Origin of the sequence: Mesorhizobium sp. M0998, assembly GCF_040318885.1 — a bacterium.
GTDB lineage: Bacteria > Pseudomonadota > Alphaproteobacteria > Rhizobiales > Rhizobiaceae > Mesorhizobium.
On sequence record NZ_JAMYND010000057.1, the window covers coordinates 1 to 26,949 of the forward strand.

Here is a 26,949-nt window from a genome sequence, read left to right on the forward strand (position 1 = left end):
CAAGCTCGATTTCCTTGGCGACGGTGACGCCGTCCTTGGTGATGCGCGGTGCGCCGAACGACTTGTCGATGACGACGTTGCGGCCCTTTGGGCCGAGCGTGACCTTCACCGCGTCGGCGAGGATGTTGACGCCGCGCAGCATGCGCTCGCGAGCGTCGCGGGAGAATTTTACGTCTTTGGCAGCCATTTTTAGCTCCTGGCAGGGGCTTGGATTGAGCCCGAAGATTTAAATGAGGGTGAGGCCGATATTCAGCCGATGATGCCCATGATGTCGGATTCCTTCATGATCAGAAGGTCTTCGCCATTGAGCTTGACTTCGGTGCCCGACCACTTGCCGAACAGGATGCGGTCACCGGCCTTGACGTCCAGCGGGACGAGCTTGCCGGCTTCGTCGCGGGCGCCGGAACCGACGGCGATGATCTCGCCTTCCTGCGGCTTTTCCTTAGCCGTATCGGGGATGATGATCCCGCCCGCGGTCTTGGATTCGGATTCGACCCGACGAACGACCACGCGGTCATGAAGCGGGCGGAACTTCGACTTTGCCATTTTTTATTCCTCGATGAGAATGGTGAGAACAGTTCCTCCGTCCGGCGGCGCCGGACATGTGGTTAGCACTCATCTTGGGGGAGTGCTAACGTGGCGCTGAAATAGGCTGGCAACTCGCGCGAGTCAAGGCGCCCGCTGGGCATAATCAGGACAATTGCTTCAAACGGATACTTGACCAAGTCAACTAAATCGCTGATCTTGCCGGGAGGAGGATGCCATGACCATTCATCATCACCCAGGCAAGGAGCGGATCGACGCGGTGCGGGCCTTCAACCGCTTCTACACCCGCCAGATCGGGCTGCTCGACGAAGGGCTCCTGAAAAGCACCTTCTCGCTGACCGAGGCGCGGGTGCTCTATGAGCTGGCGCATCGCGATGGCCTGACCGCCACCGACCTTGCGCGCGATCTCGGCCTCGATGCCGGTTATCTCAGCCGGCTGCTGAAGAAGTTCGAGGAGCGTGATCTGGTCGAGCGCGCCACGATCGAGGCGGATGCGCGGCGCTCGTCGATCGCGCTGACCAAGGCCGGGCGGCAGGCCTTCGCGCCGCTGAACCAGGGTTCGCACGACCAGGTCGCGGCATTGCTCGACCGACTTTCGGTTGCCGAACAGGACAGGCTGGTCAGGGCCATGCAGACGGTGCAGCGTCTGCTGGGCGGAAGCACCGAGCCCAAAATTCCCTATATGCTGCGGCCTCTGCAAATCGGCGACATCGGCTGGATTATCCATCGCCAGGGCCTGCTCTACGCGCAGGAATATGGCTGGGACGAAACCTATGAAGCGCTGGTCGCCGAAATCCTCGGCGCATTCGTCAAATCCTTCGATCCGAAATGGGAACGCAGCTGGATCGCCGAGCGGCAAGGCGAGGTCGTCGGCTCGGTCTTCGTCGTGCGCCAGTCGGACGCGGTGGCGAAGTTGCGCCTGCTCTATGTCGAGCCGTCGGCGCGCGGCCTCGGCATCGGCAAGCGGCTGGTCGAGGAATGTATCGGCTTTTGCCGCGCCACGGGTTACACGACACTGACGCTGTGGACCAACGGCGTGCTCGCCGCCGCTCGCCACATCTATGAGGCTGCGGGCTTTAAATTGACCAACGAGGAGCGCCACCATTCCTTCGGCAAGGATCTGGTCGGCCAGAACTGGAATATGGAGCTGTAGCAGCGCCGCAGAATTTCGAGCATCGGCCTGGGGCGGTCGCTCAGGTCGCAGGCTTGATGTTTTGGTTCAAGCGAAAGAAATTGGTGGGATCATACTTGTTCTTTAGTGCGGCCAACCTCGGATAATTCTCGCCGTAAGCCGCCAGAACCCGATCAGTGCCTTCTTCGCCGAGATTATTCGCATAGACGCCGCCGGTCGAGAACGGTCTCATTGCATCCCACAGGTCGCGCGCCCATCGGATGTGCGTTTCGTCGTCAGACGGGTAGTCCCAGATCGTAAAGCGCATCCCGATTGGCGTAGGGCGTTCCGTCCATCGGTACTCGCGAGATGGCGCCGCCAACCTGCTGCAGGACCAGAAGCGATTCGCTGGGTGCAGTCATGTAAGCCGCAAGCATGGTATCGATCGCCTGATCTGTGATTTCGCGCATGAACTGCGCCTTCCAGTAGTAGCGCCGCCCGCGCGGAAAGAGGCTGTCCCCGGCCGATTGGATTTGAAGATAGGGGACAGGAGCAATCCGGCGCTCAACTGGCGTGCCATACTCTCTCAGAGGTTGAATGATTTGCTGGCCTTCGTCGAGTGGGCCGATGTAGCACGCCGATATGCTGAAGAAGCGTTCGCCCGAGGGCGCCGTCACAAGCGCTGCATCCAGGCTCAGCTCATCCGGGGCGCCGCTCGAGAACCGCATGGCTTCGCGTTACAAGCGCCCGGCGTAATAAATTGCTAACTACGATCGCCCTGCACCAACTGCCATGCACACTCGCCGGCTTCTGGCACAATCCGGCTCCTTGAATTATGAGCACGCTTATTATATATGTCGCTCATGGTTTCCGACGGCATCGACAGATTGGGCTTTTTGATCCACGACGTACAGCGCCTGATGCGCAAGCGCTTCGAAGCGCGCGCCAGTGGTTTCGGCCTTTCTTCGGCGCAATGGCGGCTTCTGGTCCGCGTCGCCAAGGAGGCGGGTGTCGCGCAGGCGCGGCTTGCCGAGCTTCTCGAAATCGAGCCGATCAGCGTCTCGCGTCTTGTCGATCGCATGGAGGAGGGCGGCTGGATCGAGCGCCGTCCCGACGCAACCGACAGGCGAGTGCGCATGATTTTCCCGACCGCCAAGGCAAACGCGGCCTACACCCACGTCAAGAGCCTTGCCGGCGAGGTCTATGAGGAATCGCTCGTTGGCGTTTCGCCGGAAGATCGCCGCGTCCTGGTCAGGGCGCTGGAGACAATGGTGCAGAATCTTGCAGATGGTGAGGCGCCGCCCTCGGAAAAAGTGAAGAATACGGAAGGCACAGCAGCATGAACGCGGTAGCCAAACTAGATGAGAATGCGGCCAAGCTGGAGATGGAAGCTCCCGCGAAGCCGGCGGCAGCTCCGGTAACGGTCGCTCCGCAGATAGCTCCGGCGCCGGTGGCGCCGAAGCAGAAGCGCCGTGCCGGCCGCTTCCTTTTGATGTTTGTGCTGCCCGCTGCGTTGATCGCCGGCGGCAGCTATGTCTGGGTGACCGGCGGCCGCTATCAGGAGACCGAGAACGCCAATCTGCAGCAGGCCAAGGTGTCGATAGCCGCCGATACGGCGGGCCGCATCGTTCAGGTCGACATTTTCGACAACCAGTCTGTCAAGCAGGGCGACGTGTTGTTCGCTATCGATCCCGAGCCCTACCGGATCGCATTGGCCCAGGCCGACGCGGCGGTGGCCGGCGCACGGCTCAATGTCGAGCAGTTGCGTGCGGCCTACAGCCAGGCGCTGGCGCAGGAGAAGTCCGACGAAAGCCAGGTCCAGTACGCGCAGTCGCAATATGACCGCGCCGCCGACCTTGCCCAGAAGGGCATCAACGCCAAGTCGTCTCTGGACGAAGCCAAGAACGACCTCGACAAGGCGAAGCAGCAGCTGGCCGTGGCCCAGCAAGGGATCGTCAGCGCCAAGGCGGCACTTGGCGGCAATCCCGACATCGAGACCGACAAGCATCCAACGGTAATGGCGGCGCTCGCCGCACGCGACAAGGCGGCCTACGATCTGGTCCAGACCACGGTCAAGGCACCCGCCGACGGCATCATCAGCCAGGCCGCTTCGTTCAAGGTCGGCCAGTATGTCGGTTCGGGCACGCCGCTGTTTTCGCTGGTCGAGACCGGCGACACCTGGGTCGACGCCAATTTCAAGGAAACCCAGCTCACCAACATGAAACCCGGCCAGAAGGCCGAAATCATGGTCGATACTTATCCGGGCAAGACGTTCGAAGCCACCGTCAAGGCGATCGGCGCCGGCACCGGCGCCGAGTTCTCGCTGCTGCCCGCGCAGAACGCTACCGGCAACTGGGTCAAGGTCACGCAGCGCATTCCGGTCCGCCTGGAATTGACCGATGCCGACGCCAAGGCGGCGCTGCGCACCGGCATGAGCGCGACCGTCACGGTGGACACCGGCGTTTCCCGCGGGCTGCCGAGCATTTTCCGCCGCGCCACGGCAGGCGAGGCCAGGTAAAGAGGCCTGGTAGCGGCCGCATAGCAAACAGCGAGATAGATGCAGGATTGGTCCGAGGGAGGCGCAGGAAAAGTTGAATGCGTAGACGGGCTGCGCTGTAGCCTGCCTGAGCAGACAACGTCGCGCAGGATCTTCGGTCCTCAGGTTTCCGGGCGGCAGGCGCCCGCTTTGTCGAGACGCTCAGTCGATGTAACCCCCACATCGATGCTCGCGTCCCACCGCGATGAGGGTCTCTCTACAGCGGGGCCTCGCCGTCCGGAAACCTAATGTACACGTTTTTGTTACCTGCTGGAAGTTTTACGTCATGAGCAGCCCAGAACCCTTTCGCGAAGTACCGCACCGCGGCCTGATCACAGTTGCGCTCATGCTTGCGACGATCATGCAAGCGCTCGACACGACGATCGCCAACGTTGCGCTGCCGACCATGACCGGCGATCTCGGCGCCTCCCCCGACAACATCAACTGGGTGTTGACCTCCTACATCGTTGCCGCGGCGATCATGACGCCGGTGACCGGTTGGCTGGCCGACCGCTTCGGTCGCAAGGAGCTGTTCCTGACGGCCGTGGTCGGTTTCACCGTCTTTTCAATGCTGTGCGGCATCGCCTGGAGCCTTGAGACCATCGTTTTGTTCCGGCTCATGCAAGGCGTGTTCGGTGCGGCCATCGTGCCGCTGTCGCAGACCTTCCTGCTCGACATCAACCCCAGGGAACGCCACGGCCAGGCCATGGCCATCTGGGGCGCCGGCATCATGCTGGGACCGATCCTTGGCCCGACGCTGGGTGGCTGGCTGACCGAGAATTTCAACTGGCGCTGGGTGTTCTTCATCAACCTGCCGGTCGGCATCATCGCCTTCCTTGGCATGGCGGCATATCTTCCCAGCGTCGCCCGGCGGGTGCGCAGCTTCGATTTCTTCGGCTTCACCATGCTCTCGCTCGGTGTCGGCGCGCTGCAGCTGATGCTCGATCGCGGCGGCGAGGTCGACTGGTTTTCCTCGATCGAGATATGGATCGAGCTTGGTCTTTCCATCACCGGTTTCTGGGTATTCACCATCCACACGTTGACGGCGGAGCACCCCTTTATCGACCCGAAGATCTTCCTCGATCGCAATTTCGTCACCGGGCTCGCGTTCATCTTTGTCATGGGCGTGCTCATCCTGGCGAGCATGTCGCTGCTGCCGCCAATGCTGTCGACCATCTTCGGTTATCCGACCCTCACCATAGGCATCGTCCTGGGGCCGCGCGGTGTCGGCACGATGATCGCGATGCTGTTCGTCGGGCGGATCATGCACAGGATCGATGCCAGGATCCTCGTCGTCATCGGCTTCCTGCTGACCGCGCAATCGCTCTACACGATGTCGAGCTTTTCGCCGCAGATGGACAACTGGCTTATCCTCAGTTCCGGCGTCATCCAGGGCCTTGGAATGGGAATGGTGTTCGTGCCGCTGTCCACCGTGGCTTTCGCCACGCTCGACGCACGTTTCCGCACCGATGCAACGGCGCTGTTCAGCCTGGTGCGCAATCTTGGCTCGTCGATCGGCGTATCGGTGGTGACGGTTCTGCTGGTACGCAACACGCAGATCAACCATGCCGAGCTTTCGGCCTACATCAATCCGTTCAATCCCAACCTCTGGGCGGCATCGCCGGCAGCGGCGGGCGGCGATCCGACGGCGCTGTCGCTGATGGATCGCATGGTCAATGTCCAGGCGATGATGATCTCCTACGTCAATGACTTCAAGCTGCTGATGATGATGACGCTGCTTGCTGTCCCGTTTGTTTTCCTGCTGCGCAAGCCAAAGGCTGCGCCGCCCGCCGGTGGGGCGCCTGCCGCGCATATGGACTAAGCCTCAGGGCTTACGGCAACCGCGACCGGCCACGGCTTCCGTTGCCTGTGCCGGTAGCGTCGGCGTTGAGCCAGGTTCACCTGCCATTAGTATATCCGGACCAATATGCAGTCGCTTTTGGGTTGAAGGCGAGCCTCCATTGCTTGCCTCAAGCATCAGCGGGAGGAATTGTGTTTGGCCACGAAGTCATCCAGGCAAACCGCCGACGCGCCCGAATCCGCAAATTTGACGACGCTGGCACAACTGGCGACTGCCTCATATGAGGCCCTCGAGCGTGAGCTTCGCGCCACGATTGCGGCACTTCAGGACCAGGCACTGCGGTTCCAGACCGCGATAGAGAACATCTCGCAAGGCATCTGTTTCTTTGATGCCGGTGAACGGCTGATCCTGTGCAATCGACGCTACGCGGAAATCTATCGCCTTGCCCCGGAGCAATTGCAGCCGGGTGCGGCGCTGCGCGAAATCGTCGAGCGGCGCGTCGCTGTCGGAACCTCGGCAACGAATGCGGACGCTTATCTGGCGTTGGCCCGGGCAGTCAATTCGGGCACGGCTTCGGGGAACTGGACAGCCGAGCTCGCCGATGGCCGGACAATTCAGGTCTGCCATCAGCCGATGCCTGACGGCGGCTGGGTGGCCACGCATGAGGACATCAGCGAGCTCAGCGCCAACCGCTTGGTCGTCGACGAGCGTATCTCCTTGCAGACGCTCATCGACCTGGTGCCTGACTACATGTGGGTGAAGGACACCGAAAGCCGCTTCGTCGTCGCCAACCGAGCCATTGCGTCCGACAGCGGTCGAGACAGCACGAGCGACATGATCGGTCTAAGCGACTTCGACCTTCACGCGCCGGATCTTGCGCAGAAATTTCGCCTCATCGAGCAGCAACTGATGCGCGACGGACAACCGATGATCGACGAGGAGGAGTTCGTCGTCGATGCGTCAGGCACCGGCAAATGGTTCCTGTCTACGAAACTGCCGTTGCGCAACGTTCAGAACAACATTTTCGGCCTCGTCGGCATTGCCCGTGACATCACTGCGCGCAAGCAGGCCGAAATCCTTCGCGACGGGCAGGCGCATATCCTCGAGATGATCGCAAAGAGCGCTCCCCTCGAAGACGTGCTCGAGCGGCTCATGCGTCTGGTCGAGTCCCAACTGGCGGGGATATTCGGTTCGGTCTTGCTGCTCGACAAGGATGGCAGCCACTTGCGCCACGCCGCCGCGCCGAGCCTGGCGAGAGACTACACCGACGCCGTCGACGGCGCCGCGGTGGGCCCAAGGGCAGGGTCTTGCGGTACCGCAGTCTATCGGCGCGAGCCGGTGATTGTCGCTGACATCATGCAGGATCCGCTTTGGCAGGACTATCGCGAACTCGCGCGCCCACACGGTTTGCGTTCATGCTGGTCGACGCCGATCCTGTCGCATCAGGGCGCCGTGCTCGGCGTCTTTGCGATGTATTCTATGACGGTGCGCGAGCCGACCGAGGCCGAGACCCGCCTCATCGATTTCACCACGCGCATCGCCGGGATCGCCATCGAACGCAAACAGGCCGAAGACCGGATCCACTTCATGGCCAATCACGACGTGCTGACCGGGCTTCCCAATCGCGCCTTGTTGGAGGACCGGCTTTCACAGGCGGTCTTGTACGCCCAGCGATACGATCGCTGGGTGACAGTGGTGTTCATTGATCTAGACAATTTCAAATTCGTCAACGACACGCTCGGCCACAATGCCGGCGACGAGCTCCTGAAGACCGTCGCAAGTCGCATGGTCGACTGCGTCCGGGCGACCGATACCGTCGTGCGGCTTGGCGGCGACGAATTCGTCGTCGTGCTTTTCGACCAGCCGGCGAACGTCGATCTCGTTCCGAGACCTTGCAAAAGCTCAGGGCTGCACTCGCCGAGCCGGTTCGGCTCGGAGCGCATCTTGTGCGGGCGACGGCCAGCATCGGCATTGCCAACTATCCCAAGGATGGGACGGATCCCGATACGCTGCTGGCAAATGCCGACGCGGCCATGTATCGCGCCAAGGAGTTCGGCCGCGATAATTTCCAGTTTTACGCTCCGGAGTTCAACACCAGGGCGCATGAAAAATTCGTGCTTCAGGAAGAGTTGCGAAACGCCTTGGCGCGTTCGGAATTCACGCTGCTCTACCAACCGCAGGTGGACCTTCGGTCAGGTCGGGTTTTTGCGCTCGAGGCGCTGATACGCTGGAACCACCCAACGCTTGGCACGGTAATGCCGACGATGTTCATCCCGACCGCCGAGGAGACAGGTCTGATCGTACCGATCGGCGACTGGGTTCTGCATGAGGCGTGCCGGCAGAACAAAGCCTGGCAAGACGCGGGGCTGCCGCCCTTGACCGTTTGCGTGAATGTGTCGGCGCGGCAATTCAGGGAGCGCAACCTGATCGATCGCATCGTCAGCGCGCTGAAGGACAGCGGCCTGGAGGCCAGGTATCTCGAGCTGGAGGTGACCGAGAGCCTTATCATGCAGGATATCGAGCTGGCGGTCGCCACCATGAACGCCCTGCAAAGCCTGGGTGTCCAGATCTCGATCGATGATTTCGGCACCGGCTATTCCAGCCTCAGCGCACTCAAGACCTTTCCCGTGGCGCGGCTAAAGATCGACAAGTCCTTCATCAAGGATCTCGCCGCCGACGAGAACGATCAGGCTGTGGCCAGCGCGGTGATTTCATTGGGGCAAAATCTCAACCTGAGGGTCATCGCCGAGGGCGTTGAGACAGATGATCAGGTTGCTTTCCTGCGCAGGAACAATTGCGACGAAATGCAGGGCTATCATTTCAGCAGGCCGGTTTGTGCGCAGGACATCGAGGAATTGCTCGGCGGCGGCCGCAAAGACTGACGGATCGGTCGCCAACAGGCATCCGCCGGCTCAAATGGCGGAAATTATCTGCCGAGCACAAGACACCAATAGCGAAGCGTGCTGTCGCGGCCGTCGCGCACATAGGCGAGGCCGAAGCGGGTGAAGCGCGGGTCGAGCATGTTGCGGCGGTGGCCTGGCGAATGCACCCAGATATCGAACAGCTTCTGCTGGTCGAAGCGGCCTTCGGCAATATTTTCGGCGGCACCGCCGGCAATGCCATTGTCTTTGACGCGCGAGGCAAAGTCCTTGCCCCAGCCGGTGGTGTGATTCATTCGGCCGCCGCGCGCCATATATCCGGCCTGCTGGAGCGCCGCCTGCTCGAGCCGGGCATCGGGGGCGAGCGGCCCCAGACCCGCCGAAGCGCGGATGCCGGCCAGCGTGCCGGCGGCGGAAGCAGAGACACCGGCGCTTTCGCCGGTAGGCAGCACGGCGGTTGCGCATCCGGTGAGCCCGGCAAGGGCGCCAAGACCGGCAGCTCTGAGCAGCACGCGCCTGCTTAGGCTTGGTTGGACCTCACAATTTTCGATTTTCGTAACGGTCATGCCCGCCTGACATAACCGCGATCATGGCTTTTGCCGGGCAGGGCGGTGAAAATGCGTGATGAATGGTTTCGACGCGATGGTACTGTGTCAGATTGATTTCACCGCTCAATCGAAACAGGCCTGCTCGGATGGCAGCATTCGCCCAGACGGCTGTTCGGGCTCGATACTCCCAGGAGCTCGATACCCAGTCAGAGATTCACGGACAGAGAGCTTCTTTTGCCCTACCTTTGCGGCTTCACGAGCGCTAGCGAGGTATCCTCGGTTGCAAATTTTCGCTGGGGGATATCGCTTGCAGTGACGACCGGAGCGATTCGTACGCCTGAGCACCAAGCAGCCTTCGGTATTGGTCTTCGAGACGCTGATTGAAATCGTGGACGGTCCGGATCACCGCAAGCGCCGCGTCAGTTGCAACGATTAATTTGGCCCGTCTGTCGTTCGGATCATGCGAACGCCGAACATAACCGAGGCGCTCCAGTTCATCGATCAACTCACCCATCGATGCTTTGCCAATACCCGCACGCTCTGCGAGGACGCTGGGTCGGGTTCCTTCTGCGTCGATGTTGGCGAATACAGCGCCGTGTTTGGGCTTGATTGCCGAATGGCCGCTCTCCCGGAGAACCTGGACCAAGGCGCTCGCCGACGATTGATAAGCATAGAGAAGCAGAGACTGCGTGTATGGCTGATTATCCATCTTTCCAAACTTATATGGTGCCCATATAGTATGGCAACCGAACTATATGGCAGGAGGTCAGCATGGCTACCGGCAACGTCCGAACTGAAGGGGTGGAAAGTGTCGCGCACAGGCTGATCGAAGCTTGGAATCGTCACGATGCTCGCGCCTTTGCCGCCGTATTCGCGGCAGATGCCGAATTTACAAACGTCTTCGGGATGCAGGCGACTGGACGTGACAAGATCGAGCAGTTCCATGCCCCAATTTTTGAGAAGATGTTCAAGTACAGCCATCTATCCGCCGAAAGCGTGCGGAACAAGCTTGTTCGCCCTGATGTTGCCACGCTCGACCTGCGGTGGTCCATGACTGGCGCGCTCGATCCGATGGGAAACGAATGGCCGCGTCGGCGCGGATTAATCAGCGTAGTGGCGACGCGGGATCATGATGAATGGTTGATTGCAACGATGCACAATATGGAACTTGGGGACGATCAAATGGCAAAGTCTCAGGAGAAACTTCAAGAGGATAAGTAGGCTCTTCGTTCACGTCAGGATCGAAAGCGACAGCCAGCCAGCATGGTCAAGCCGATCTGATCGGCCAACGAGATCGAACGGCGGATCAGGTGATCAGGATTGGCGAGCTATGCTACAGGAGTTGGTGCCGGATGGCGGTGCCTTGTCCCGGTTTGGCTGGCCACAATGGCGCGCCCCATAGCCGGCCGCCTTGGTCTTGCGGAATCTAATGTATGAACGGCTTGGAGCGCTCTGGGCTCTCGCCGGCAGTTCTTTGCGGCGGTGATCGCCGGTCGGCTATTCCGCCGCCACGAGTTTGGTTTCCGGCGTCGATGTAGCCCGGTCGGCCCGATCGTCCTCGGTATCTTCCCACCAATCGCCCAGGGCGTCGATGAGCGGCACAAGCTTGAGCCCGGGCTCCGTGAGGTCGTAATCCACGCGTAGCGGATAGCCGGTACGCGCCGTTCGCCGCACGATCCCGGCTTCCTCCAGCTTGCGCAGTTCCAGCGCCAGAATGCGGTGCGAAACTGTCGGGTTGTCACGCCTCAAATCGCTGAAGCGCTTGGTCCCGTCCTTGAGGTAGTAGAGCAGCAAGGTGGGCCAGCGACCGCTGAGCACACGCATGGTCTCCTCGATCGGGCAGCGTGAGACGACATCTTTCATGGCGGGGACCTGGTTACAGAATAGTGCGTAATTTACATGGGGCGACCAGCGTTTAGGGTCAAGTTTCGCTGCGCAGCGTAATCCCTAAATCATGGAAGAGACAAAGAAATGGAACCTGTTCTCCTTTACGGCTTCCCGCTGGGAAGTTCGATGGGGCTTGTCGCTGCATTTGAACGCCTCGGACAACCCTACCGCCTGTGTCGCGTCGATATGCTCACTGAGATGAAGAACGACGCCTATGCCAGCATCAACGGTCGTCAGGAAACACCGGTGTTGATCACGGACGAGGGCAGGGTGCTCACCGAGACCATGGCGATTGCCGCCTGGCTCGAAGCCCGCGATACGCAACGCCGTATCAGCTTCGATCCTCGCTCGCCGGAGGGCGACCGGATGCATCAGCTGATGGCTTTCGTGAACACCGGTTTCACCGCCGCTTTCACCCCGCTCTGGGCCGCATATGAAATGGAGTCGGCCGAACCGATGCAGCTGGCGACCTTGCGTGATTTCGGCCGCAAGGTCGTTACCAACCGCCATGTCCAGCTCGAGGCGATGATCCTCGACACGGATTTCCTGGTCGGCGACCGGCCGACGCTTGCCGATACCACGCTGATCGGCGTAGCGCGCTGGGCGGAGTTCCACCAGGCGGTCGACGGCGCCGCTTATCCCAGGCTGGCGGCGCTACGCCGCCGCATCGAAGCCGATCCGGCCGTGCGATACGCGCTCGCTGTCGAGGCTGGCGAAAAGCCCGCCGGGTCCGGCGCTTGCCTCGGTCACGTGCCGCTGGCCGAGGTGATCGATCGCTTCGCGGCCTAATCCGCTCGTTCAGCCGCCCGGCGCCCCGGCGCCGGGCGGTGGCGACAAGCACGCCGAGATCGGCTATCATACGGGCGTTCTTGAAGTGGCAGCTGCGGGCGGCCATCCTGGCGGTGACCGCTCCGACACACGGGAGAAAGGTTATGGCCGGCTTTCATGTCATGGCGGACGCACGTGGAATGCATGTACAGCCCACGGTGCGCCGCATCAGCACCGAGGATCTGATCGATGCGCTCCGTCTCGGCGTAGAGGATTTCTGGGCCAAGCCGTCGCATTATGTGTTCCTGTGCCTGATCTATCCGGTGGTCGGCCTGATCCTGACGCAGTGGACCTCGGGCTCGAACGCCATCCAGCTCATCTATCCGCTGATGTCCGGCTTCGCTTTGGTCGGCCCGTTCGCCGCAATCGGCCTTTACGAAATCAGCCGCCGGCGAGAGTTCGGCATGGATACATCCTGGTGGCATGCGCTCGACGTGCGCCACTCGCCGGCGCTGCCCGCGATTGCAGTCATCGGTATCATGCTGGTGGTACTGTTCCTGCTCTGGCTGTTCACCGCGCAATCGATCTACACCAGCCTGTACGGCAATCAGCCTCCGGCCTCTATCGTCGGCTTTATTCGCGAAGTGCTGACGACCAGCAAGGGCTGGACACTGATCCTGCTCGGCAACCTGGCCGGGTTCGCCTTCGCCGCGATCGTGCTGGCGACGACTGTCGTCGCCTTTCCGCTGCTGCTCGACCGCGATGTCGGCGCGGTCTCGGCAGTCGAGACGTCGGCGCGCGCAGTTTTGACAAACCCGCTGCAGATGGCGCTGTGGGGCCTGATGGTCGCCATACTCCTGGTCATCGGCTCGATCCCGCTATTTGCCGGGCTTGCCGTCGTCATGCCCATCCTTGGCCACGCGACCTGGCATCTCTACCGCAGGGTGGTCGAACCGGAGCGGGCACAGCAGGTCAGGCGGCCGATGTAGGCCCGATCAGCGTTGCGCGTCGGTTGCCATCTTGACGGCCAGCGCGGTCAGTACCGTGCCCATCATCCAGCGCTGGATCACCAGCCATAGCGGCCGCCCGGCGAGGAAGATGGCGATCGAGCCGGCCGTCACCGCGATGATGGCGTTGACGGTCAGGCTGATCGCGACCTGCGTGGCACCGAGCACCAGAAGCTGCGACAGCACGTGGCTCTTGTCGGGGCTGATGAATTGCGGCAGGAGCGACAGATAGAGCACTGCCACCTTTGGGTTGAGCAGGTTGGTCATCAGGCCCATGGCGAACAGCTTGCGCGGTCTGTCTTTCGGCAGTTCGCGGATCTGGAAGGGCGAGCGCCCACCGGCTTCACCGCTTGCCAGGCGAGCCACAGCAAGTAAAGCGCGCCGGCAAGGCGCAGCACATCATAGGCAAAGGGCACGGCGAGCAGCAGCGCGGTGATGCCGAACGCCGCCGACAGCACGTAGAACAAAAAACCGAGCGCCACACCGCCCAGCGAGATCAGCCCGGCCTTCGGCCCTTGCGACAGCGAGCGCGAGATCAGATAGATCATGTTTGGGCCGGGCGTCAGCACCATGCCGAGGCAGACCAGCGCAAAGGCAAGGGTGGTTGGCGGGTTCAGGCAAGAGCGCATCTCCGGATGAGGACACTCACCACATGCTTCCATCACCCGCAAGGGTATGAGGGCAGGAGCCTTTGCGCCAGTGCGCCGGGCCCCTGCCTTAGTCGCCAATCCCATCGCCTTCAGCCGACGATGCGCAGGTTCGACAATTCGTTGGCGATTTCCTTGAAATTGTCGGACAGCGTCGCGCCTGTCGCATTCCAGAACAGCTTGGCCGGCTTGCTCGGGTCCGCCGGATCCTTGCGGAAGCGCGAATCCGAGGAACATGCCTTCAGCGCATCGATTGCCTTCTTGTCGCTGGCATCTGTGGGTGACAGGTCGAGCGCCACCGTCATCACCAGAATATTTGAATTCTTTGCATTGGCGCAGAGCGTTTTCATCTGCTCGTCGAGTGCTGCCGTGTAGTTGGCACCGGTATAGGTGGTCTTGCCAATATCGGTGCTGGTATTCATGAACAGGCGGGTTACGCTTCCAGATCCCGGATAGGTCAGGCCGGTGTAGCCGTAGGCGGCGTAGGTCGACCTGTTGTTGGCGTAGCTGCTGTCGCTGACGGCGCTATAGGTATTGGCTCCGTCGGTCAGCACCACGACCACCTTGTCGTTGCCCCTCTCGCTGTTCGGCCGACCATCGGTGAACGGTGGGTTGCTCGATACAGTTCGCCAGCCCCAGGCAAGGCCCTCCGGCACGTTCGTGTTGCCGTTCGGCGCCATGGCGTCGATGGCGTCCTTGATCTCCTGCTTCTCTGCGTCCTGGCTGACGTCCTTCAACGGCGTGATCGGGTTGGTGGTGCAGGAGGAATTCGGCCCATCGCCTGCGGCTGCGGATTGCGAACCGTATGGTTTTACCAGGAAATATTTGCGCATGTCAGACTGGCGCTGGGAAGCGGTAGGACCGGCGACATAGGGCCAATCGGCCCACCAGTTGTTGCCGTAATTGTAGGACGTGCCGATGACGTCGTTGATGCCGTCACGGTTGAAATCGAGCCACAGAGTGCCAGCCTCATCCGGGGCGAACATCGGCACGAAAAGCGTGGCCGGCGCGGCTGTATCGGGCGTGGTGTCGTCGACATTGTAGGGATATGGCCGTGCCTCGACGCAACCTTGCCAGCTCGCATAGCGGCTTGTGGTGTAGATATATTCCGGTGCGCTCCAGTGGCCGTACTGGCAGGTGCCGTTCCTCTTGTATGTGTCGCAGACATATTGCTTCGAATTGGGTACCTCTTCGCGGCCCGATTCGACCGTCATGTCGGCGTAGAGGCTGAAACGGGTCAGCGGCTGGTCCTTGGTCTCGCCCCAGCCGGCGCCGCGCTTGTACCAGACGCCGTTGAGCTTCTCGGCATATTTGTCCGGATTATTGGCGGCACTCATCGTCGTCCAGTCGAAATCCTCGTGCTGGATCGGGGAGATGCCGTCCTGATCCATCCAGCCGTCCTGGTCGTGGGTAGGGCCGACATTGACCGAGGCCGCAAACGGCACGAGAGAAAACTGCACCGGTTTGGTGATCTGCTTCATCTGCTGCGCCTGAAGCGCCAGCGTATCGACAAGCTGCTTGGCGGCCGACTTCAGCAGGTTTATTCGCTTCTCGCCGGTGCCGGAGCCGAGATCACTCATCGAGCCGGAATTATCCAGCACAAGCGCGACTTCGAGGGTGTTCTTGAGGCGGAGTTCCGAACATTCGGTGAAGGTCGTGTCGCTTGCCGTGCCGCCGATCAGCAGGCTGGCGGCCGGTAGAAAATAGGGATGGAAGGTGAGGCTGGCGCAGAGCTTCAGGGTGCCGCCGCCGGCATTGTTGTTGGGCAGCGTGACGGTCAGCGCTGTATTCGCCGGGTCGATACGTGCGAGATTGGTTTCGAAAAATGTCTTGGCGTAGGCCTTGACGTCGTCGTCGCTGGCGCCGGCAACGATCTGCTGGGCGGCGGCGAGGCCGGCCGCATCAAGGGCGTTCAGCGTTTCGTGCTTTTGGCGCAGCAACTCCCCGTAGTCGACACTGAGCGCCAGACCGGCCATCAGCGGCACAATGGTGATTGCAGTCATTAACGAGTAGTTGCCACGTCTGTCGTGTCGGAATTCTCCGACTATTGCCTTCAGCATTCCCGCCCGCCCCATTTTTCCCGGACGATGCCACGCCTTTTTAAATTTCCGATTGCTGAAATACGTTCAAGGCCGGTACGGGTTTTCAATCCCTGTTAACCACGCGTCCGCAATCGGCAATGCTGCTCCGAGCTTCCCGCGGCAAAGCCTCTAAAAAAGGGAATAAGGCGCTGGAAAAGAAAAGCTTTCACCATCGCGTGCTCGCCGGCGTCCCCGTGCGACAATCTTGCGGCGCTATGAAAGCTGGTGACAGGGTGAAGCGCTTCGGTTAATCCCAGCCGGTCGCGGCGGACCGTCGGTCGCGGCGCTTGCAAGCATCATGGTACAGGGACAACGGCATGGCGGATTCGCCCGACATCATCGGTTCGCTCGCAGACTTGTCGGGAGCCTATTCAGCCATCCTGTGCGACGTCTGGGGCGTGGTGCACAACGGCGAATGGCATTTCCCGGCGGCGGCTGCCGCGCTGATCGCTGCTCGCGCGGCGAAAATACCTGTCGTGCTGATCACCAATTCGCCGCGTCGCAGCGCCGACGTGGTGGCGCAGATGAACGCCATCGGCGTTCCTCCCGCCGCCTACGACCGTATCGTGACGTCCGGCGACGTTACCCGCGACCTGATCGCGGAAGGGCCGCGAAAGATCTTCCACATAGGCGCCGATCGGGATTTCACGCTCTATGAGGGCCTCGACGTCGAACTCGTCGAGGAGTTCGAAGCATCCGGCGTGGTCTGCACTGGCCTGTTCGATGACGAGGTGGAGAAGCCGGAGGATTATGCCGATCTTCTGCTGCGGCTGCGTGCCAGGAACCTGCCCTTCATTTGCGCCAATCCCGACATCGTCGTCGAGCGCGGCGAACGCATGATCTGGTGCGCGGGCGCTTTGGCCCGCGAATACGCACAGCTTGGCGGACGCACGCTGATCGCCGGCAAACCCTACGCGCCGGTCTATGATGTCGCCATGAAGGAGATCGCCGTCATTCTCGGCCGCCCGGTCGAGCGTTCGCAAGTTCTGGCCATCGGCGACGGCATGATGACCGACATCAAGGGCGCGGCCGACAATGGCTTCGACGTGCTCTACGTATCGGGCGGGATCCATGCCCGTGATTACGGTGAGACGCTGCAGCCGGATCCGGCCAGGCTCGCGGCCTTCCTGGAAAAATATGGCTACAGGCCGGTCGCGGTGATTCCCAGGCTGCAATAGGTTCAAGCCATGACGGCCATGTTCGAACGCATTTCCGCAACCGCACCGCTGCCGGCCCATCTGCGCGGCGGCGTGGTGGCTATCGGCAATTTCGACGGCGTCCACCGCGGCCACCAGGCGGTGCTCGAACGCGCGCGCGCCGAAGCGGAGCGTCGCGGCGTACCCGCCCTGGTGCTGACCTTCGTACCGCATCCGCGAAAGGTGTTCAGGCCGGACATGCCGTTGTTCGTGCTGACGCCGCCGCCGATGAAGGCGCGGCTGTTGTCGCATCTGGGCTTTGCGGCGCTGGTCGAGCAGCCGTTCACACGCGAGTTCGCCGCCTTGTCGGCGGAGGCTTTCGTCACCGGCGTGCTCGAGCGCAATCTCGGCATAAGCCACGCCGTCACCGGCTTCGATTTCCATTTCGGCAAGGACCGCCAGGGCGGCCCGGCCTATCTGATGGCTGCCGGCGAGCGCCACGGCTTCGGCGTCACGCTGGTGGATGCGTTTCGCGACGAAAGCGCCGAGGTGGTGTCGTCGAGCCGCATACGCACGCTGCTGTGCGAGGGCAATGTGGCCGAGGCCGCCGGTTTGCTCGGCTACCGTTTCACCGTCGAGGCGGAGGTGATCGGCGGCCAGCAGCTCGGCCGGACACTCGGCTTTCCGACCGCAAACATGAGGCTTTCGCCGGAAGCCACCCTCAAGGAAGGGATTTATGCCGTCCGCTTCCGCCGCGCCGACGCTTCGCTTCACGATGGCGTCGCCAGCTTCGGCCGCCGGCCGACGGTCGACGACAATGGCGCGCCATTGCTGGAGACCTTCGTCTTCGACTTTTCCGGCGACCTCTATGGCGAGATTTGTGCCGTGTCCTTCTTCGGCTACCTGCGCTCGGAGGTGAGATTCGACGGGCTTGACGCGCTGGTCGCCCAGATGAAGCGTGACGAGGCCGAGGCGAAGGCACTGCTCGCCGGCGTCAGGCCGCTTTCCGGGCTGGACGCGGCCATAGCTTTTTAGAGCATGGTCCCGAACCGAAGGTCAGCGAAGCAAAAAAGTGGGAACCGGTTTTCCGATTAAGATCATGCTCAACCAGAATTTATCTCTTCAGCGCCAAGCCAAGAGCGATGAAGCTCCAACCCTGGAAGATCAGGTCGACGGCCAGGAACAGGCCCAGCACCCACACGCTGTTGACCGGCCAGCCCATGGCGATGACCAGTCCCGCCAGCGCGCTGATGACGCCGGCCGCGACCACCCAGCCCCAGCCGGGCTGTGGCCGGTGGCTGTAGCCGACCCAGGCCCTGAGCACGCCTGAGGCAAGAAGCGCGACCGCCAGGAGGAAGGTCAGCACCGTCGAGGCGAGGACCGGATTGTCGAACGCGAAGAAGCCGGCGACGGCGTAGAGGAGGCCGCTGAGCAGCCAATAGAAGAAGCGGCCCCATGTCTTCACACCGAAGGCATGGATGATCTCGACAATGCCGGCCATCAGCATCAGCCAGCCCACGACAAAGACCGAGGCGACGGTTGCGATGAACAGATTGCCGAAGGCAATGCCGCCGAAGACAAGCAGCAGCACCCCGAGCGCGACGAACCATCCCCATTTCGCCCGCGTCTGGCTGATCGCATCTTTCAAGGCATCGCCGTGCAGTGTCATCGCCCTCTCCCTCAAGACTACTTGGCCTTTTTTGTCGGCTTTGAAGGTAACGCCGATGTGCCTTCTCGTAAAGCGAGCAGGCAGTGAGGGTCACACCCAGGCTCGGGCGGTACGCCTGCTTTTGGCAAGAGCAGCCGCTGCGAGTTTATTTCCGTGAAACGTGGGCTTGCGCCGTCAGGCCAAACCGTGGCCACGCCGAGGTTTAGTTGGAGAATAGCTCCTGTCCGCAAAGCGGCCGCAACGTCGAGCTTTGATACCGAGCCAGACCTCCAAACGCCGCGCAACGCCGGTCGCATCCGCATCCGCATGTCACAACCTTGCGTCCGGCATACGAATTGTCCGGCATCGGAATTCCCCCTCTTTTGAACCTTGCATCGTCGAGCAATCGAAAATTGGCTCACACGGCAGCGCACCGCCAATATGGCACGGACGTCGGGCGATTTCTCGCTGATGTTGATCTGGCTGATCGCAAGATGATCGTGGCGCTGGTTCGTCGCTATATTTGCAAGCGGGCAATCGGTATCTTGTCGATGACGTTTGGCTGTTCGCCTTTCTCGGCGCTTGGCAAGACTGGGGGAGCAAAATGGGCGATGTGGACGAACACCTCGATCTGACAGAGATCAACGCCGTCCGCAGGCTGTTGACGTCAAAGCCTCGAACGGTCCGCTGGGACGAACGCCGGGCACGGCTCGACGAAGTCGGTTCGGTGTGGCCAGTCGCGGAGGACATCCGATGCGAGCATGTGGTTTTCGATGGCCTCGAGGGAGAGTGGTCGCTGGCGGCTGGGAGTGACAGGGACAAGATTCTGCTCTTTTTCCACGGTGGTGGCTACTGCTCCGGCTCCCTTAAAAGTCATCGTCGAATGGTTACCGAGGCAGGTCGGGCAATGGGAATACGCACCCTCGCGATCGACTATCGCCGCGCACCGGAACATCCTTTCCCTGCGCAACATGAAGACGCACTCACCGCATGGCGCTTTCTGAGCCGGCAAGGCATCGCGTCGGATCGCATCGTGGTTGGCGGAGACAGTGCGGGCGGCAACCTCACTCTGTGCCTGGTCAGTATATTGCGCACGGCAGGCGAGCCGTTGCCGCAATGTCTTTGGCTGGTTTCGCCCTGGACGGACCTTTCGATGTCCGGCGCGACACTATCAACCAAGGACGCAATCGACCCTATCATCCACCGGGGGTATTTGGAGGAACTGGCAACGGCCTATGTTCCCAATGGCGTTGGTCGGCGCGATCCGCTGATCTCGCCCTTGTTCGCCGATCTGAGCGGATTTCCCCCAATGCTGATACAAGCCGGTTCGGCCGAGACGCTGTTGTCGGACGCAACTCGGCTCGCCGAAGCCGCTGGCGCGGCTGACGTTAAAGTAGGTCTCGAAATTTGGCCGCATATGATTCACGCTTGGCCGGTTTGGAATGCGGGGTTGAGCGCCGGTCGCCGTGCCCTTCACAGCGCAGGCATGTTTGTCCGCGAATGTTTGTAACCCCTGCCGAGGCAACTGCTATCGTATTCCAAACACTTGATCTGGAATCTTGGTGCGCCAAACAATCGACTGGAACGCGGAACAGGCCGGCCAACGCGGCCAATGTTGCGGATATTAAGTCAAATTTTACCGAACTGGCGCCATGGCTTCAGTCAAGGCTGGTTGTATCGGCCAATGCGTTCGACGTATGGAGTAACGATGCGGTCTGTCCCGACGATCTTGGCCGCATTCATGCTCGGCACCTGCGGCGTTGCCAAGGCCGGCGAGGGCACCTTCGGCTGGCTGTCCGGAGACTGGTACCTGACGGTCGGCGCCACCGGCATGGTTGCTCCGAATTTCGAGGGCGGCAAGAAGTACCTGCTCAGTGCCTCGCCGATCATCTCGCTCGGCAAGGCTGGTCCCGCGGCGCGCTTCACCTCGCGCAACGACAATATTTCATTGGCATTGATCGACGATGGCGGCGTCCGCGCCGGCCTGACAGGCAAGTTCCTGTTTTCCCGCGACGGTGGTGACGCCGACGAATTGAAGGGTCTCGACCCGGTGCGCTGGGGCGGCGAGGCTGGCGGCTTCTTCGAATTCTATCCTTTGGATTGGCTGCGTGCCCGCGCCGAATTGCGGCACGGCATTCGCGCCCATAACGGTTTTGTCGCCGACATCGCCGCCGACGCCTTTTACGATGTGACGCCCGACGTCAGGATTTCGGCCGGACCGCGCGTTTCGTTCGCCTCATCGGACTATTTCGACGCCTATTACGGCGTTGATGCCAAGGAGTCCCTGGCCTCGGGACTTAGCGAATATCATCCCGGCGGCGGGGTGAAGTCGGCGGGCCTGGGCGGCGCAGTGACCTGGAAGGTGACCGAGCCGATGACGGCCAGTCTGTTCGGCGAATATTCCCGCCTGATGGGCCCGGCCGCCGATTCCAGCCTGGTCAAGGAGCGCGGCTCCAGGGATCAGTTCATGATCGGCGTGTCGACGACCTATCGCTTCGATTTCTCGATGTGAGCGGGCGGGCGTCGGCTCATTTGATCAAACGGCTGTCGAACGGATAATGGTATAGGCCCGCAATCGTAATGCGTGACGCATCGTCATGGGTCGGGTTGAGCAGATAGTTGTTTGCCTTGCGCATTATGATCGAAGGAATTTTCATGAGCGCGTAACGATTGGCCGAGAGAAAGTCCGTGCCCTGTCGCCGTGTTGATTCCATGTCCTTGTCCCAGCCGTCATGGATAACCGGTTCGGTCATTTCTATTCCGTCCGGAACGTCGATTTCGATAAGCTGGTAGGTTTCCGGAACGGTTTCGCGCGTCGCATGCACCAGTATCTCCAGCAGTGCCGTCGAAGGGTGGTCGGTGCAATAGACGATGGGCATTCCGCGCCTGTTCCATCTTCCATCAACGAGCGTTCCGCCACGACCCGAGAGATCCGCGAAATTGGAGATGCGCCAGATGCGCATCGTCAGGCAAGCATGCCAAAGTCGATACGGATAAGCTCTTCGGAAACGACGTGGGCGCCGGTCTCTGTCTCAAGGAGATCGATCGGCCTTGCACCATCCAATGCTATGATCTCGCTTCTCAGCCAACGCTGGGCTTTCTCATGGCTACCGAATACCCGATCCGCCTGCTCGGCGATGCGTTCAAGGCGCAGGGCGCGGTCGGATTCAGCTGGCGAAAGCGGCTCGGCATGTTCCTTGCGACGCGCCAGCGTGCGGCGGGGGGCAACGATACGATAGAGTTCTTCGCTACTGAAACCCAGACTGCGCAGATGATCGATCTTGTCCGTAGGGACGGAAAAGTCGTGTGTTGCGCGAATTGCCCTTGCTGCGACCGACATGAATTGTTTCCTTGGCACTGCAGGCCATTCTGCTTGCCATTTGCCTACAAATGTATGCGCAATTGGCACCTTCCGCAAGGAAGCATCAGAGTTCGGGCTTTTCAATATCGCCTGTCTCGGTTAAAAGCCCAGCCATGACGAGCTTTTCGCGCCTTCTCGCGCCTGCGATACGAATTACAGGCCCGGTGCTCCGGGCGGCCTGACCGCCGCCGGAGCCGCCGGGAATCTTGCGCGCGGCCTCTCGCGCTTTTTCCAGATCATGATAGTTCAACGCCCGGGCTCTTTTGCCGCCGGCAACGCATATGGCAGACGAATGACTGATACCGAGACCGCCGAGACGATCGATTATTCCAAAACGCTCTACCTGCCGCAGACGGATTTCCCGATGCGCGCCGGGTTGCCGGAAAAGGAACCGCTGCTGGTCAAGCGCTGGCAGGACATGGACCTTTACCGCAAGTTGCGCGAAGACGCAGTCGGCCGCGAAAAATACGTGCTGCACGACGGCCCGCCCTACGCCAATGGCAACATCCATATCGGCCACGCACTGAACAAGATCCTCAAGGACGTCATCACCCGCTCGTTCCAGATGCGCGGCTATGACTCGAACTATGTACCAGGCTGGGATTGCCACGGCCTGCCGATCGAATGGAAGATCGAGGAGCAGTACCGCGCCAAGGGCAAGAACAAGGACGAGGTGCCGGTCAACGAGTTCCGGCAGGAATGCCGTGAGTTTGCGGCGCACTGGATCAAGGTGCAGGGTTCCGAATTCCAGCGGCTCGGCGTCGTCGGCGACTTCGACAATCCCTATACGACGATGGCTTTCCATGCCGAGGCGCGCATCGCCGGCGAGCTGCTGAAATTCGCCATGTCCGGCCAGCTCTATCGCGGCTCCAAGCCGGTGATGTGGAGTGTGGTCGAGCGCACCGCGCTGGCCGAGGCGGAGGTCGAATACCAGGACTATGAGTCGGACACGATCTGGGCGAAGTTTCCGGTCGTCAGCCTCGCTCGCCAGGTCATCAACATCAAGGATGGGCAGTCAGCCCTTGATCCCAAGCTGACGCAGACGTCGCTCGATCTGCTTGATGCCAACGTCGTCATCTGGACGACGACGCCGTGGACGATCCCCGGCAACCGCGCCGTCAACTACTCGCCGCGCATCAACTATGGTCTCTACGAGGTTACGGCGGCCGAGAACGCCTTTGGTCCTCAGCCCGGCGAAAAGCTGATCTTTGCCGAGAAGCTTGCGGACGACGCTGCCGCGAAGGCCAAGGTCACTCTGAATCGGCTTCGCAGCGTTGGCGCCGAAGAGCTTGAAAACCTTACGCTTTCGCATCCCCTCAAAGCTCTGGGTGGCGGCTACGATTTCCCCGTGCCGATGCTCGCCGGCGATCACGTCACCGACGATGCCGGCACCGGTTTCGTCCACACCGCGCCGGGACATGGCCGCGAAGACTTCGACGCCTGGATGGATGCTGCCTCTGATCTTCGCCAGCGTGGCATCGACACCGCGATCCCCTTCACCGTCGACGATGCCGGCTTCTTCACCAAGGACGCGCCGGGCTTCGGCCAGGATCGCGAGGGTGGAGCGGCGCGCGTCATCGACGACAATGGCAAGAAGGGCAACGCCAACCAGGCTGTCATCGACGAGCTGATCAAGCGCAACGCGCTGTTCGCGCGCGGCCGCCTGAAGCACTCTTATCCGCATTCCTGGCGCTCGAAGAAGCCGATCATCTTCCGCAACACGCCGCAATGGTTCGTCTATATGGACAAGGAGCTTGGCGACGGCACGACGCTGCGCAGCCGCGCCCTGAAAGCCATCGACGATACCCGCTTCGTGCCCGCCGCCGGCCAGAACCGCATCCGCGCCATGATCGAGGAGCGCCCCGACTGGGTGCTGTCGCGCCAGCGCGCCTGGGGTGTGCCGATCGCCGTCTTTGCCGATGCCGACGGCAATGTGCTGCGCGACGAGGCAGTCAACCGGCGCATCATGGACGCCTTCGAGAAAGAAGGCGCCGACGCCTGGTTCGCCGCCGGCGCCACGGAGCGGTTCCTCGGCAATCACGATGCCTCGAAATGGCAGCAGGTCATGGACATCCTCGATGTCTGGTTCGATTCAGGCTCGACGCATGCCTTCACGCTCGAGGACCGGCCCGACCTGAAATGGCCGGCCGACGTCTATCTGGAAGGCTCCGATCAGCATCGCGGCTGGTTCCACTCCTCGCTGCTCGAAAGCTGCGGCACCAGGGGCAGGGCGCCCTACGACACCGTCGTCACCCATGGCTTCACCATGGATGAGGAGGGGCGGAAAATGTCGAAGTCGCTCGGCAACACCGTCGTGCCGCAGGACGTCATCAGGCAGTCCGGCGCCGACATCTTGCGGCTGTGGGTGGTGACGACCGATTATTGGGAAGACCAGCGGCTCGGCAAGAACGTGCTGCAGACCAATATCGACGCCTACCGCAAGCTGCGCAACACCATCCGCTGGATGCTGGGCACGCTCGCCCACGACGATGGCGAGGAGGTGCCGCTGGATAAGATGCCTGAACTGGAGCGGCTGATGCTGCACCGGCTCGCTGAACTCGATGAGGTCGTACGCTCGGGCTACGACGCGTTCGAATTCAAGCGCATCACCCGCGCGCTGCTCGACTTCATGGTGGTAGAGCTGTCGGCCTTCTATTTCGACATCCGCAAGGACGCGCTTTACTGCGAAGCGCCTTCCAGCGTGAAGCGCAAGGCTTCAGTGCAGGTGGTGCGCCATCTCTTCGACTGCCTGGTGAAATGGTTGGCGCCGATGCTGCCCTTCACCATGGAAGAGGCTTGGCTCGACCGTCATCCGGATGCGGTCTCCGTGCATCTCGACCAGTTCCCGGAAATCCCGGCGGACTGGAGGAACGAAGCGCTGGCGGAGAAGTGGCGCAAGGTTCGGCAGGTTCGCCGTGTCGTCACCGGGGCGCTGGAAATTGCCCGCGCGCAGAAGGTCATCGGCTCTTCGCTGGAAGCGGTGCCGGTCGTTACCCTCGACGATGCCGTGCTCGAAGCGGCGATCGCCGATGTCGATATGGCCGAGATGGCGATCACCAGCGATCTGGTAATCGTGCACGGCAAGGCGTCGGCGGGCAGCTTTACCCTCGACGACGTCAAGGGCGTCGCCGTGGTCGTCGAGAAGGCGGAGGACCGTGGCCTGGTGAAGTGCGCGCGCTCCTGGCGCTACACCGCCGATGTCGGGTCAGATCCGGAATTCCCGGATGTTTCGGCCCGTGACGCCGCTGTTCTGCATGAGCTGAAGGCTTTGAGCCGTCTTTAAGGCGGTGCACAAATGCCACGGCGGGCGGCCGATCGGCCCCCGCGCGTTGCCCTTAACGAGTGGTTGAGGTAAACACGCGAAACTCCGGACGACAAATTGTCGCCGGAATTCCGTCGGAAGAGCATAGGCGATGGGGACCGGACCTTTCTTTGGCCGGCGGCAATCGAGAGGCTGTCTACAGTGGGACTTTTTGGCATGACCGAGAGAACTTACGCGCGCGTTGCGCTGCTGGCGCCGCTTGTCGTATCGGGCCTCGCTTTGTCCGGCTGCATGGGCTCGCCCACTTACGGGACCGACAAGACCGCGGGCGCGCAGCTTGCCGGCGACCTCACCGGGGCTTTTTCCTTCGCACCCAAGCGCAAGGATAGTATCGACTACAAGCCGCGCCCCACACTGGTGAAGCCAGGGCCGGGGCAGAAGGAAGTCTTGCCGCCGCCGCAGGAAAGCATCGAGACGGCGAGTGCCGAATGGCCCGAATCGCCGGAGCAGCGCCGTGCCCGCCTGCGCGCCGATGCCACCCTGCATCAGGACGACCCGGCCTACCAGGCGCAGGTCATCGATGACGTGCAGACGGATCCGGCGTCGGTCAAGGCCGCGCTGAAGCTGTCGGGCTCGAGCCACCCGCCAGCCTGGACTCCGGCCGATTCGGACAAGAGCCGCGCCGCGGAAATCATGCGCCGCCGGGCTGAAGGCAAACAGGGCGACCCGACCACCCGCAGATATCTGAGCGAGCCACCGGTGCAATACCGCGCTGCCGCCGCCACCGCGCCGCAGGGTGACCTCGGCGAGGACGAGTACAAGAAGGAACGCCGCCTCAAGAGGGAGGCGGCTGCCAAGAGTAAGAGCGGCGGCATGTTCGACTGGCTGCCCTGGTAGGCTGACGGCGCCAGAGACGTTCTTGCCCTGGATTGGCTGGCTGGATTGGCTGACTTGGATGGACCGTCTGCCGGACCAGAAAATCAGGCTCCGCGTCGCTCGCGAAAAAAGTCCTTCAGCAATGCTGCTGCTGCGTTCTCGGCCATGCCCGGATAGATGTCGGGCACATGGTGGCAGGTCGGTGACGTGAAGAAGCGAACGCCGTTGACCACTGCGCCGCCCTTCTCGTCCGCAGCGCCGAAATAAAGCCGGCGCAGCCTGGCGAAGGAGATGGCGCCGGCACACATGGCGCACGGCTCCAGCGTCACATAGAGATCGTGGCCGCTGAGCCGCTCGCTGGAAAGCTTGCGGCAGGCCTCGCGGATCGCCAGCATCTCGGCATGGGCGGTGGGATCGGCAAACTCGCGGGTGCGGTTGCCGGCACTCGCAACGACCGTATCGCCGCCGACGACGACCGCGCCAACCGGCACCTCGCCACGCTGGGCGGCGGCTTCGGCTTCTTTCAGCGCCAGTGCCATGAAATCCTGCCGCTTCACGCGGTTTCCATTCCGATTATCTCCTCGCCACTAGAGCGCGATCCTGTTACTACCCGCGCAAACGAGCAAAGGCCACATGGACGACAAAAACAAGAAATTCCCGCGCAAGGCCGGCCCGAAGCCGGCAGGGACGCGTGGTCGCGATAGCGCTCCCGGCAAGGGCGGCAAGCCGTCCTTCGGCGCCAAAAAACCTTACGCTCCGCGCGGCGACCAGCCGGCGGCGACCGAAGGCGAACGGCCGAAGCGCGACTTCAAAGGCGGCGACCGGCCATTCAGCAAAGGGCCGCGTCCGGAAGGC

Annotated in this window: 28 protein-coding genes and 3 pseudogenes; 17 read left to right on the top strand and 14 right to left on the bottom strand. The window is 61.7% G+C overall.

Annotated features, from left to right (window positions below; genetic code table 11):
* Nucleotides 1–187, bottom strand: a 187-nt coding sequence (locus NKH59_RS30360) for a TCP-1/cpn60 chaperonin family protein (RefSeq protein WP_292717624.1), incomplete at its 3' end; no start/stop codon positions are given.
* Nucleotides 188–249: 62 nt separating this feature from the next.
* A complete protein-coding gene (groES, locus tag NKH59_RS30365; protein ID WP_006203049.1) occupies nucleotides 250–546 on the bottom strand; it encodes a co-chaperone GroES in 297 nt (98 codons plus the stop codon).
* Between the two features lie 217 nt (nucleotides 547–763).
* Between groES and NKH59_RS30370 the strand changes: the two genes are divergently transcribed.
* On the top strand, nucleotides 764–1,699 hold the full coding sequence (locus tag NKH59_RS30370; protein WP_353023978.1) for a bifunctional helix-turn-helix transcriptional regulator/GNAT family N-acetyltransferase: 936 nt from the start codon (nucleotides 764–766) through the stop codon (nucleotides 1,697–1,699).
* A gap of 40 nt (nucleotides 1,700–1,739) precedes the next feature.
* Here the strand turns inward: NKH59_RS30370 and NKH59_RS30375 are convergent, their stop codons facing one another.
* Both NKH59_RS30375 and NKH59_RS30380 read right to left on the bottom strand, forming a co-directional pair.
* A complete protein-coding gene (locus NKH59_RS30375) occupies nucleotides 1,740–1,985 on the bottom strand; it encodes a BBE domain-containing protein (RefSeq protein ID WP_352474504.1) in 246 nt (81 codons plus the stop codon).
* Nucleotides 1,954–2,385, bottom strand: coding sequence for a hypothetical protein (locus NKH59_RS30380; RefSeq protein WP_352474506.1), 432 nt, complete (start codon nucleotides 2,383–2,385; stop codon nucleotides 1,954–1,956). Before NKH59_RS30380 ends, NKH59_RS30375 begins: the two co-directional genes overlap by 32 nt.
* A 135-nt stretch (nucleotides 2,386–2,520) precedes the next feature.
* Between NKH59_RS30380 and NKH59_RS30385 the strand changes: the two genes are divergently transcribed.
* From NKH59_RS30385 to NKH59_RS30405, 5 genes and pseudogenes are all read left to right on the top strand, one after another.
* Complete coding sequence (locus NKH59_RS30385) at nucleotides 2,521–3,000, top strand: MarR family winged helix-turn-helix transcriptional regulator (RefSeq protein ID WP_352474535.1); 480 nt, start codon at nucleotides 2,521–2,523, stop codon at nucleotides 2,998–3,000.
* Complete coding sequence (locus NKH59_RS30390) at nucleotides 2,997–4,175, top strand: HlyD family secretion protein (protein ID WP_352474507.1); 1,179 nt, start codon at nucleotides 2,997–2,999, stop codon at nucleotides 4,173–4,175. Before NKH59_RS30385 ends, NKH59_RS30390 begins: the two co-directional genes overlap by 4 nt.
* Nucleotides 4,176–4,479: 304 nt before the next feature.
* The gene (locus NKH59_RS30395) at nucleotides 4,480–6,015 is read left to right on the top strand and encodes a DHA2 family efflux MFS transporter permease subunit (RefSeq protein ID WP_352474508.1); all 1,536 of its coding nucleotides are present in this window, start codon (nucleotides 4,480–4,482) and stop codon (nucleotides 6,013–6,015) included.
* 225 nt (nucleotides 6,016–6,240) lie between these two features.
* A pseudogene (locus tag NKH59_RS30400) lies at nucleotides 6,241–7,806 on the top strand (PAS-domain containing protein); the annotation flags it as partial.
* An 80-nt stretch (nucleotides 7,807–7,886) separates the two neighbouring features.
* Nucleotides 7,887–8,876, top strand: a complete 990-nt coding sequence (locus NKH59_RS30405) for a putative bifunctional diguanylate cyclase/phosphodiesterase (RefSeq protein ID WP_353023980.1) — start codon at nucleotides 7,887–7,889, stop codon at nucleotides 8,874–8,876.
* A gap of 44 nt (nucleotides 8,877–8,920) precedes the next feature.
* Here NKH59_RS30405 and NKH59_RS30410 read toward each other — a convergent pair whose 3' ends face one another.
* Both NKH59_RS30410 and NKH59_RS30415 read right to left on the bottom strand, forming a co-directional pair.
* Nucleotides 8,921–9,439, bottom strand: coding sequence for a CAP domain-containing protein (locus NKH59_RS30410; protein WP_352474511.1), 519 nt, complete (start codon nucleotides 9,437–9,439; stop codon nucleotides 8,921–8,923).
* A 244-nt stretch (nucleotides 9,440–9,683) separates the two neighbouring features.
* Complete coding sequence (locus NKH59_RS30415; RefSeq protein ID WP_352474513.1) at nucleotides 9,684–10,130, bottom strand: MarR family winged helix-turn-helix transcriptional regulator; 447 nt, start codon at nucleotides 10,128–10,130, stop codon at nucleotides 9,684–9,686.
* A gap of 62 nt (nucleotides 10,131–10,192) precedes the next feature.
* Here NKH59_RS30415 and NKH59_RS30420 point away from each other — a divergent pair, with 62 nt between their 5' ends.
* Nucleotides 10,193–10,642, top strand: a complete 450-nt coding sequence (locus NKH59_RS30420) for an SgcJ/EcaC family oxidoreductase (RefSeq protein ID WP_352474514.1) — start codon at nucleotides 10,193–10,195, stop codon at nucleotides 10,640–10,642.
* A 276-nt stretch (nucleotides 10,643–10,918) separates the two neighbouring features.
* Here the strand turns inward: NKH59_RS30420 and NKH59_RS30425 are convergent, their stop codons facing one another.
* Complete coding sequence (locus NKH59_RS30425; RefSeq protein ID WP_352474516.1) at nucleotides 10,919–11,284, bottom strand: winged helix-turn-helix transcriptional regulator; 366 nt, start codon at nucleotides 11,282–11,284, stop codon at nucleotides 10,919–10,921.
* Between the two features lie 108 nt (nucleotides 11,285–11,392).
* Here NKH59_RS30425 and NKH59_RS30430 point away from each other — a divergent pair, with 108 nt between their 5' ends.
* Both NKH59_RS30430 and NKH59_RS30435 read left to right on the top strand, forming a co-directional pair.
* Nucleotides 11,393–12,097, top strand: a complete 705-nt coding sequence (locus tag NKH59_RS30430; RefSeq protein WP_352474518.1) for a glutathione S-transferase family protein — start codon at nucleotides 11,393–11,395, stop codon at nucleotides 12,095–12,097.
* A 143-nt stretch (nucleotides 12,098–12,240) separates the two neighbouring features.
* On the top strand, nucleotides 12,241–13,065 hold the full coding sequence (locus tag NKH59_RS30435; protein ID WP_352474519.1) for a DUF2189 domain-containing protein: 825 nt from the start codon (nucleotides 12,241–12,243) through the stop codon (nucleotides 13,063–13,065).
* 6 nt (nucleotides 13,066–13,071) lie between these two features.
* On the opposite strand, the pseudogene NKH59_RS30440 reads toward NKH59_RS30435, so the two are convergent.
* Nucleotides 13,072–13,704, bottom strand: a pseudogene (locus NKH59_RS30440) (LysE family translocator).
* A gap of 118 nt (nucleotides 13,705–13,822) precedes the next feature.
* The gene (locus NKH59_RS30445; RefSeq protein WP_502904867.1) at nucleotides 13,823–15,790 is read right to left on the bottom strand and encodes a pilus assembly protein TadG-related protein; all 1,968 of its coding nucleotides are present in this window, start codon (nucleotides 15,788–15,790) and stop codon (nucleotides 13,823–13,825) included.
* 338 nt (nucleotides 15,791–16,128) lie between these two features.
* On the opposite strand from NKH59_RS30445, the gene NKH59_RS30450 reads away from it, so the two are divergent.
* Both NKH59_RS30450 and NKH59_RS30455 read left to right on the top strand, forming a co-directional pair.
* Nucleotides 16,129–16,989, top strand: coding sequence for a TIGR01459 family HAD-type hydrolase (locus tag NKH59_RS30450; protein WP_352474523.1), 861 nt, complete (start codon nucleotides 16,129–16,131; stop codon nucleotides 16,987–16,989).
* Nucleotides 16,990–16,998: 9 nt separating this feature from the next.
* Nucleotides 16,999–17,982 (top strand): bifunctional riboflavin kinase/FAD synthetase, encoded by a 984-nt coding sequence (locus NKH59_RS30455; protein WP_352474524.1) that lies wholly within the window; start codon nucleotides 16,999–17,001, stop codon nucleotides 17,980–17,982.
* A 79-nt stretch (nucleotides 17,983–18,061) separates the two neighbouring features.
* Here the strand turns inward: NKH59_RS30455 and NKH59_RS30460 are convergent, their stop codons facing one another.
* On the bottom strand, nucleotides 18,062–18,616 hold the full coding sequence (locus tag NKH59_RS30460; RefSeq protein ID WP_352474525.1) for an HdeD family acid-resistance protein: 555 nt from the start codon (nucleotides 18,614–18,616) through the stop codon (nucleotides 18,062–18,064).
* 335 nt (nucleotides 18,617–18,951) lie between these two features.
* Between NKH59_RS30460 and NKH59_RS30465 the strand changes: the two genes are divergently transcribed.
* The 3 genes from NKH59_RS30465 (at nucleotide 18,952) to NKH59_RS30475 (ending at nucleotide 21,107) form a co-directional block, all read left to right on the top strand.
* Nucleotides 18,952–19,230: a hypothetical protein gene (locus tag NKH59_RS30465; protein WP_352474526.1), complete on the top strand. Its 279-nt coding sequence runs from the start codon at nucleotides 18,952–18,954 to the stop codon at nucleotides 19,228–19,230.
* Nucleotides 19,200–20,105, top strand: a complete 906-nt coding sequence (locus NKH59_RS30470) for an alpha/beta hydrolase (protein WP_353023985.1) — start codon at nucleotides 19,200–19,202, stop codon at nucleotides 20,103–20,105. Before NKH59_RS30465 ends, NKH59_RS30470 begins: the two co-directional genes overlap by 31 nt.
* Before the next feature lie 198 nt (nucleotides 20,106–20,303).
* A complete protein-coding gene (locus NKH59_RS30475) occupies nucleotides 20,304–21,107 on the top strand; it encodes a MipA/OmpV family protein (protein WP_352453469.1) in 804 nt (267 codons plus the stop codon).
* Between the two features lie 16 nt (nucleotides 21,108–21,123).
* Here the strand turns inward: NKH59_RS30475 and NKH59_RS30480 are convergent, their stop codons facing one another.
* From NKH59_RS30480 to NKH59_RS30490, 3 genes are all read right to left on the bottom strand, one after another.
* Entirely contained in the window at nucleotides 21,124–21,558 is a 435-nt protein-coding gene (locus tag NKH59_RS30480; RefSeq protein WP_254817429.1) for an RES family NAD+ phosphorylase, read from the bottom strand.
* A 2-nt stretch (nucleotides 21,559–21,560) separates the two neighbouring features.
* Nucleotides 21,561–21,935, bottom strand: coding sequence for an Xre family toxin-antitoxin system antitoxin (locus NKH59_RS30485; protein WP_254817430.1), 375 nt, complete (start codon nucleotides 21,933–21,935; stop codon nucleotides 21,561–21,563).
* Between the two features lie 85 nt (nucleotides 21,936–22,020).
* A complete protein-coding gene (locus NKH59_RS30490; RefSeq protein ID WP_352474531.1) occupies nucleotides 22,021–22,206 on the bottom strand; it encodes a hypothetical protein in 186 nt (61 codons plus the stop codon).
* A gap of 42 nt (nucleotides 22,207–22,248) precedes the next feature.
* Between NKH59_RS30490 and ileS the strand changes: the two genes are divergently transcribed.
* Nucleotides 22,249–25,239: an isoleucine--tRNA ligase gene (gene ileS, locus NKH59_RS30495; RefSeq protein WP_352474532.1), complete on the top strand. Its 2,991-nt coding sequence runs from the start codon at nucleotides 22,249–22,251 to the stop codon at nucleotides 25,237–25,239.
* A gap of 195 nt (nucleotides 25,240–25,434) precedes the next feature.
* Nucleotides 25,435–26,115, top strand: a complete 681-nt coding sequence (locus NKH59_RS30500) for a hypothetical protein (RefSeq protein ID WP_352453465.1) — start codon at nucleotides 25,435–25,437, stop codon at nucleotides 26,113–26,115.
* Nucleotides 26,116–26,198: 83 nt separating this feature from the next.
* Here NKH59_RS30500 and NKH59_RS30505 read toward each other — a convergent pair whose 3' ends face one another.
* The gene (locus tag NKH59_RS30505) at nucleotides 26,199–26,651 is read right to left on the bottom strand and encodes a nucleoside deaminase (RefSeq protein WP_352474534.1); all 453 of its coding nucleotides are present in this window, start codon (nucleotides 26,649–26,651) and stop codon (nucleotides 26,199–26,201) included.
* 76 nt (nucleotides 26,652–26,727) lie between these two features.
* Between NKH59_RS30505 and NKH59_RS30510 the strand changes: the two are divergent.
* A pseudogene (locus NKH59_RS30510) lies at nucleotides 26,728–26,949 on the top strand (pseudouridine synthase); the annotation flags it as partial.

What these genes read in the sequence shown, in the direction of transcription:
- NKH59_RS30435 (WP_352474519.1), top strand. Translation starts at nt 12,241, where the DNA reads ATGGCCGGCTTTCATGTCATGGCGGACGCACGTGGAATGCATGTACAG.
- groES (WP_006203049.1), bottom strand. Translation starts at nt 546, where the DNA reads ATGGCAAAGTCGAAGTTCCGCCCGCTTCATGACCGCGTGGTCGTTCGT.
- NKH59_RS30415 (WP_352474513.1), bottom strand. Translation starts at nt 10,130, where the DNA reads ATGGATAATCAGCCATACACGCAGTCTCTGCTTCTCTATGCTTATCAA.
- NKH59_RS30390 (WP_352474507.1), top strand. Translation starts at nt 2,997, where the DNA reads ATGAACGCGGTAGCCAAACTAGATGAGAATGCGGCCAAGCTGGAGATG.
- NKH59_RS30420 (WP_352474514.1), top strand. Translation starts at nt 10,193, where the DNA reads ATGGCTACCGGCAACGTCCGAACTGAAGGGGTGGAAAGTGTCGCGCAC.
- NKH59_RS30445 (WP_502904867.1), bottom strand. Translation starts at nt 15,790, where the DNA reads ATGCTGAAGGCAATAGTCGGAGAATTCCGACACGACAGACGTGGCAAC.
- NKH59_RS30455 (WP_352474524.1), top strand. Translation starts at nt 16,999, where the DNA reads ATGACGGCCATGTTCGAACGCATTTCCGCAACCGCACCGCTGCCGGCC.
- ileS (WP_352474532.1), top strand. Translation starts at nt 22,249, where the DNA reads ATGACTGATACCGAGACCGCCGAGACGATCGATTATTCCAAAACGCTC.
- NKH59_RS30500 (WP_352453465.1), top strand. Translation starts at nt 25,435, where the DNA reads ATGACCGAGAGAACTTACGCGCGCGTTGCGCTGCTGGCGCCGCTTGTC.
- NKH59_RS30385 (WP_352474535.1), top strand. Translation starts at nt 2,521, where the DNA reads ATGGTTTCCGACGGCATCGACAGATTGGGCTTTTTGATCCACGACGTA.
- NKH59_RS30375 (WP_352474504.1), bottom strand. Translation starts at nt 1,985, where the DNA reads ATGCGCTTTACGATCTGGGACTACCCGTCTGACGACGAAACGCACATC.
- NKH59_RS30410 (WP_352474511.1), bottom strand. Translation starts at nt 9,439, where the DNA reads ATGACCGTTACGAAAATCGAAAATTGTGAGGTCCAACCAAGCCTAAGC.
- NKH59_RS30370 (WP_353023978.1), top strand. Translation starts at nt 764, where the DNA reads ATGACCATTCATCATCACCCAGGCAAGGAGCGGATCGACGCGGTGCGG.
- NKH59_RS30430 (WP_352474518.1), top strand. Translation starts at nt 11,393, where the DNA reads ATGGAACCTGTTCTCCTTTACGGCTTCCCGCTGGGAAGTTCGATGGGG.
- NKH59_RS30450 (WP_352474523.1), top strand. Translation starts at nt 16,129, where the DNA reads ATGGCGGATTCGCCCGACATCATCGGTTCGCTCGCAGACTTGTCGGGA.
- NKH59_RS30475 (WP_352453469.1), top strand. Translation starts at nt 20,304, where the DNA reads ATGCGGTCTGTCCCGACGATCTTGGCCGCATTCATGCTCGGCACCTGC.
- NKH59_RS30425 (WP_352474516.1), bottom strand. Translation starts at nt 11,284, where the DNA reads ATGAAAGATGTCGTCTCACGCTGCCCGATCGAGGAGACCATGCGTGTG.
- NKH59_RS30395 (WP_352474508.1), top strand. Translation starts at nt 4,480, where the DNA reads ATGAGCAGCCCAGAACCCTTTCGCGAAGTACCGCACCGCGGCCTGATC.
- NKH59_RS30460 (WP_352474525.1), bottom strand. Translation starts at nt 18,616, where the DNA reads ATGACACTGCACGGCGATGCCTTGAAAGATGCGATCAGCCAGACGCGG.
- NKH59_RS30485 (WP_254817430.1), bottom strand. Translation starts at nt 21,935, where the DNA reads ATGTCGGTCGCAGCAAGGGCAATTCGCGCAACACACGACTTTTCCGTC.
- NKH59_RS30380 (WP_352474506.1), bottom strand. Translation starts at nt 2,385, where the DNA reads ATGCGGTTCTCGAGCGGCGCCCCGGATGAGCTGAGCCTGGATGCAGCG.
- NKH59_RS30480 (WP_254817429.1), bottom strand. Translation starts at nt 21,558, where the DNA reads ATGCGCATCTGGCGCATCTCCAATTTCGCGGATCTCTCGGGTCGTGGC.
- NKH59_RS30470 (WP_353023985.1), top strand. Translation starts at nt 19,200, where the DNA reads ATGGGCGATGTGGACGAACACCTCGATCTGACAGAGATCAACGCCGTC.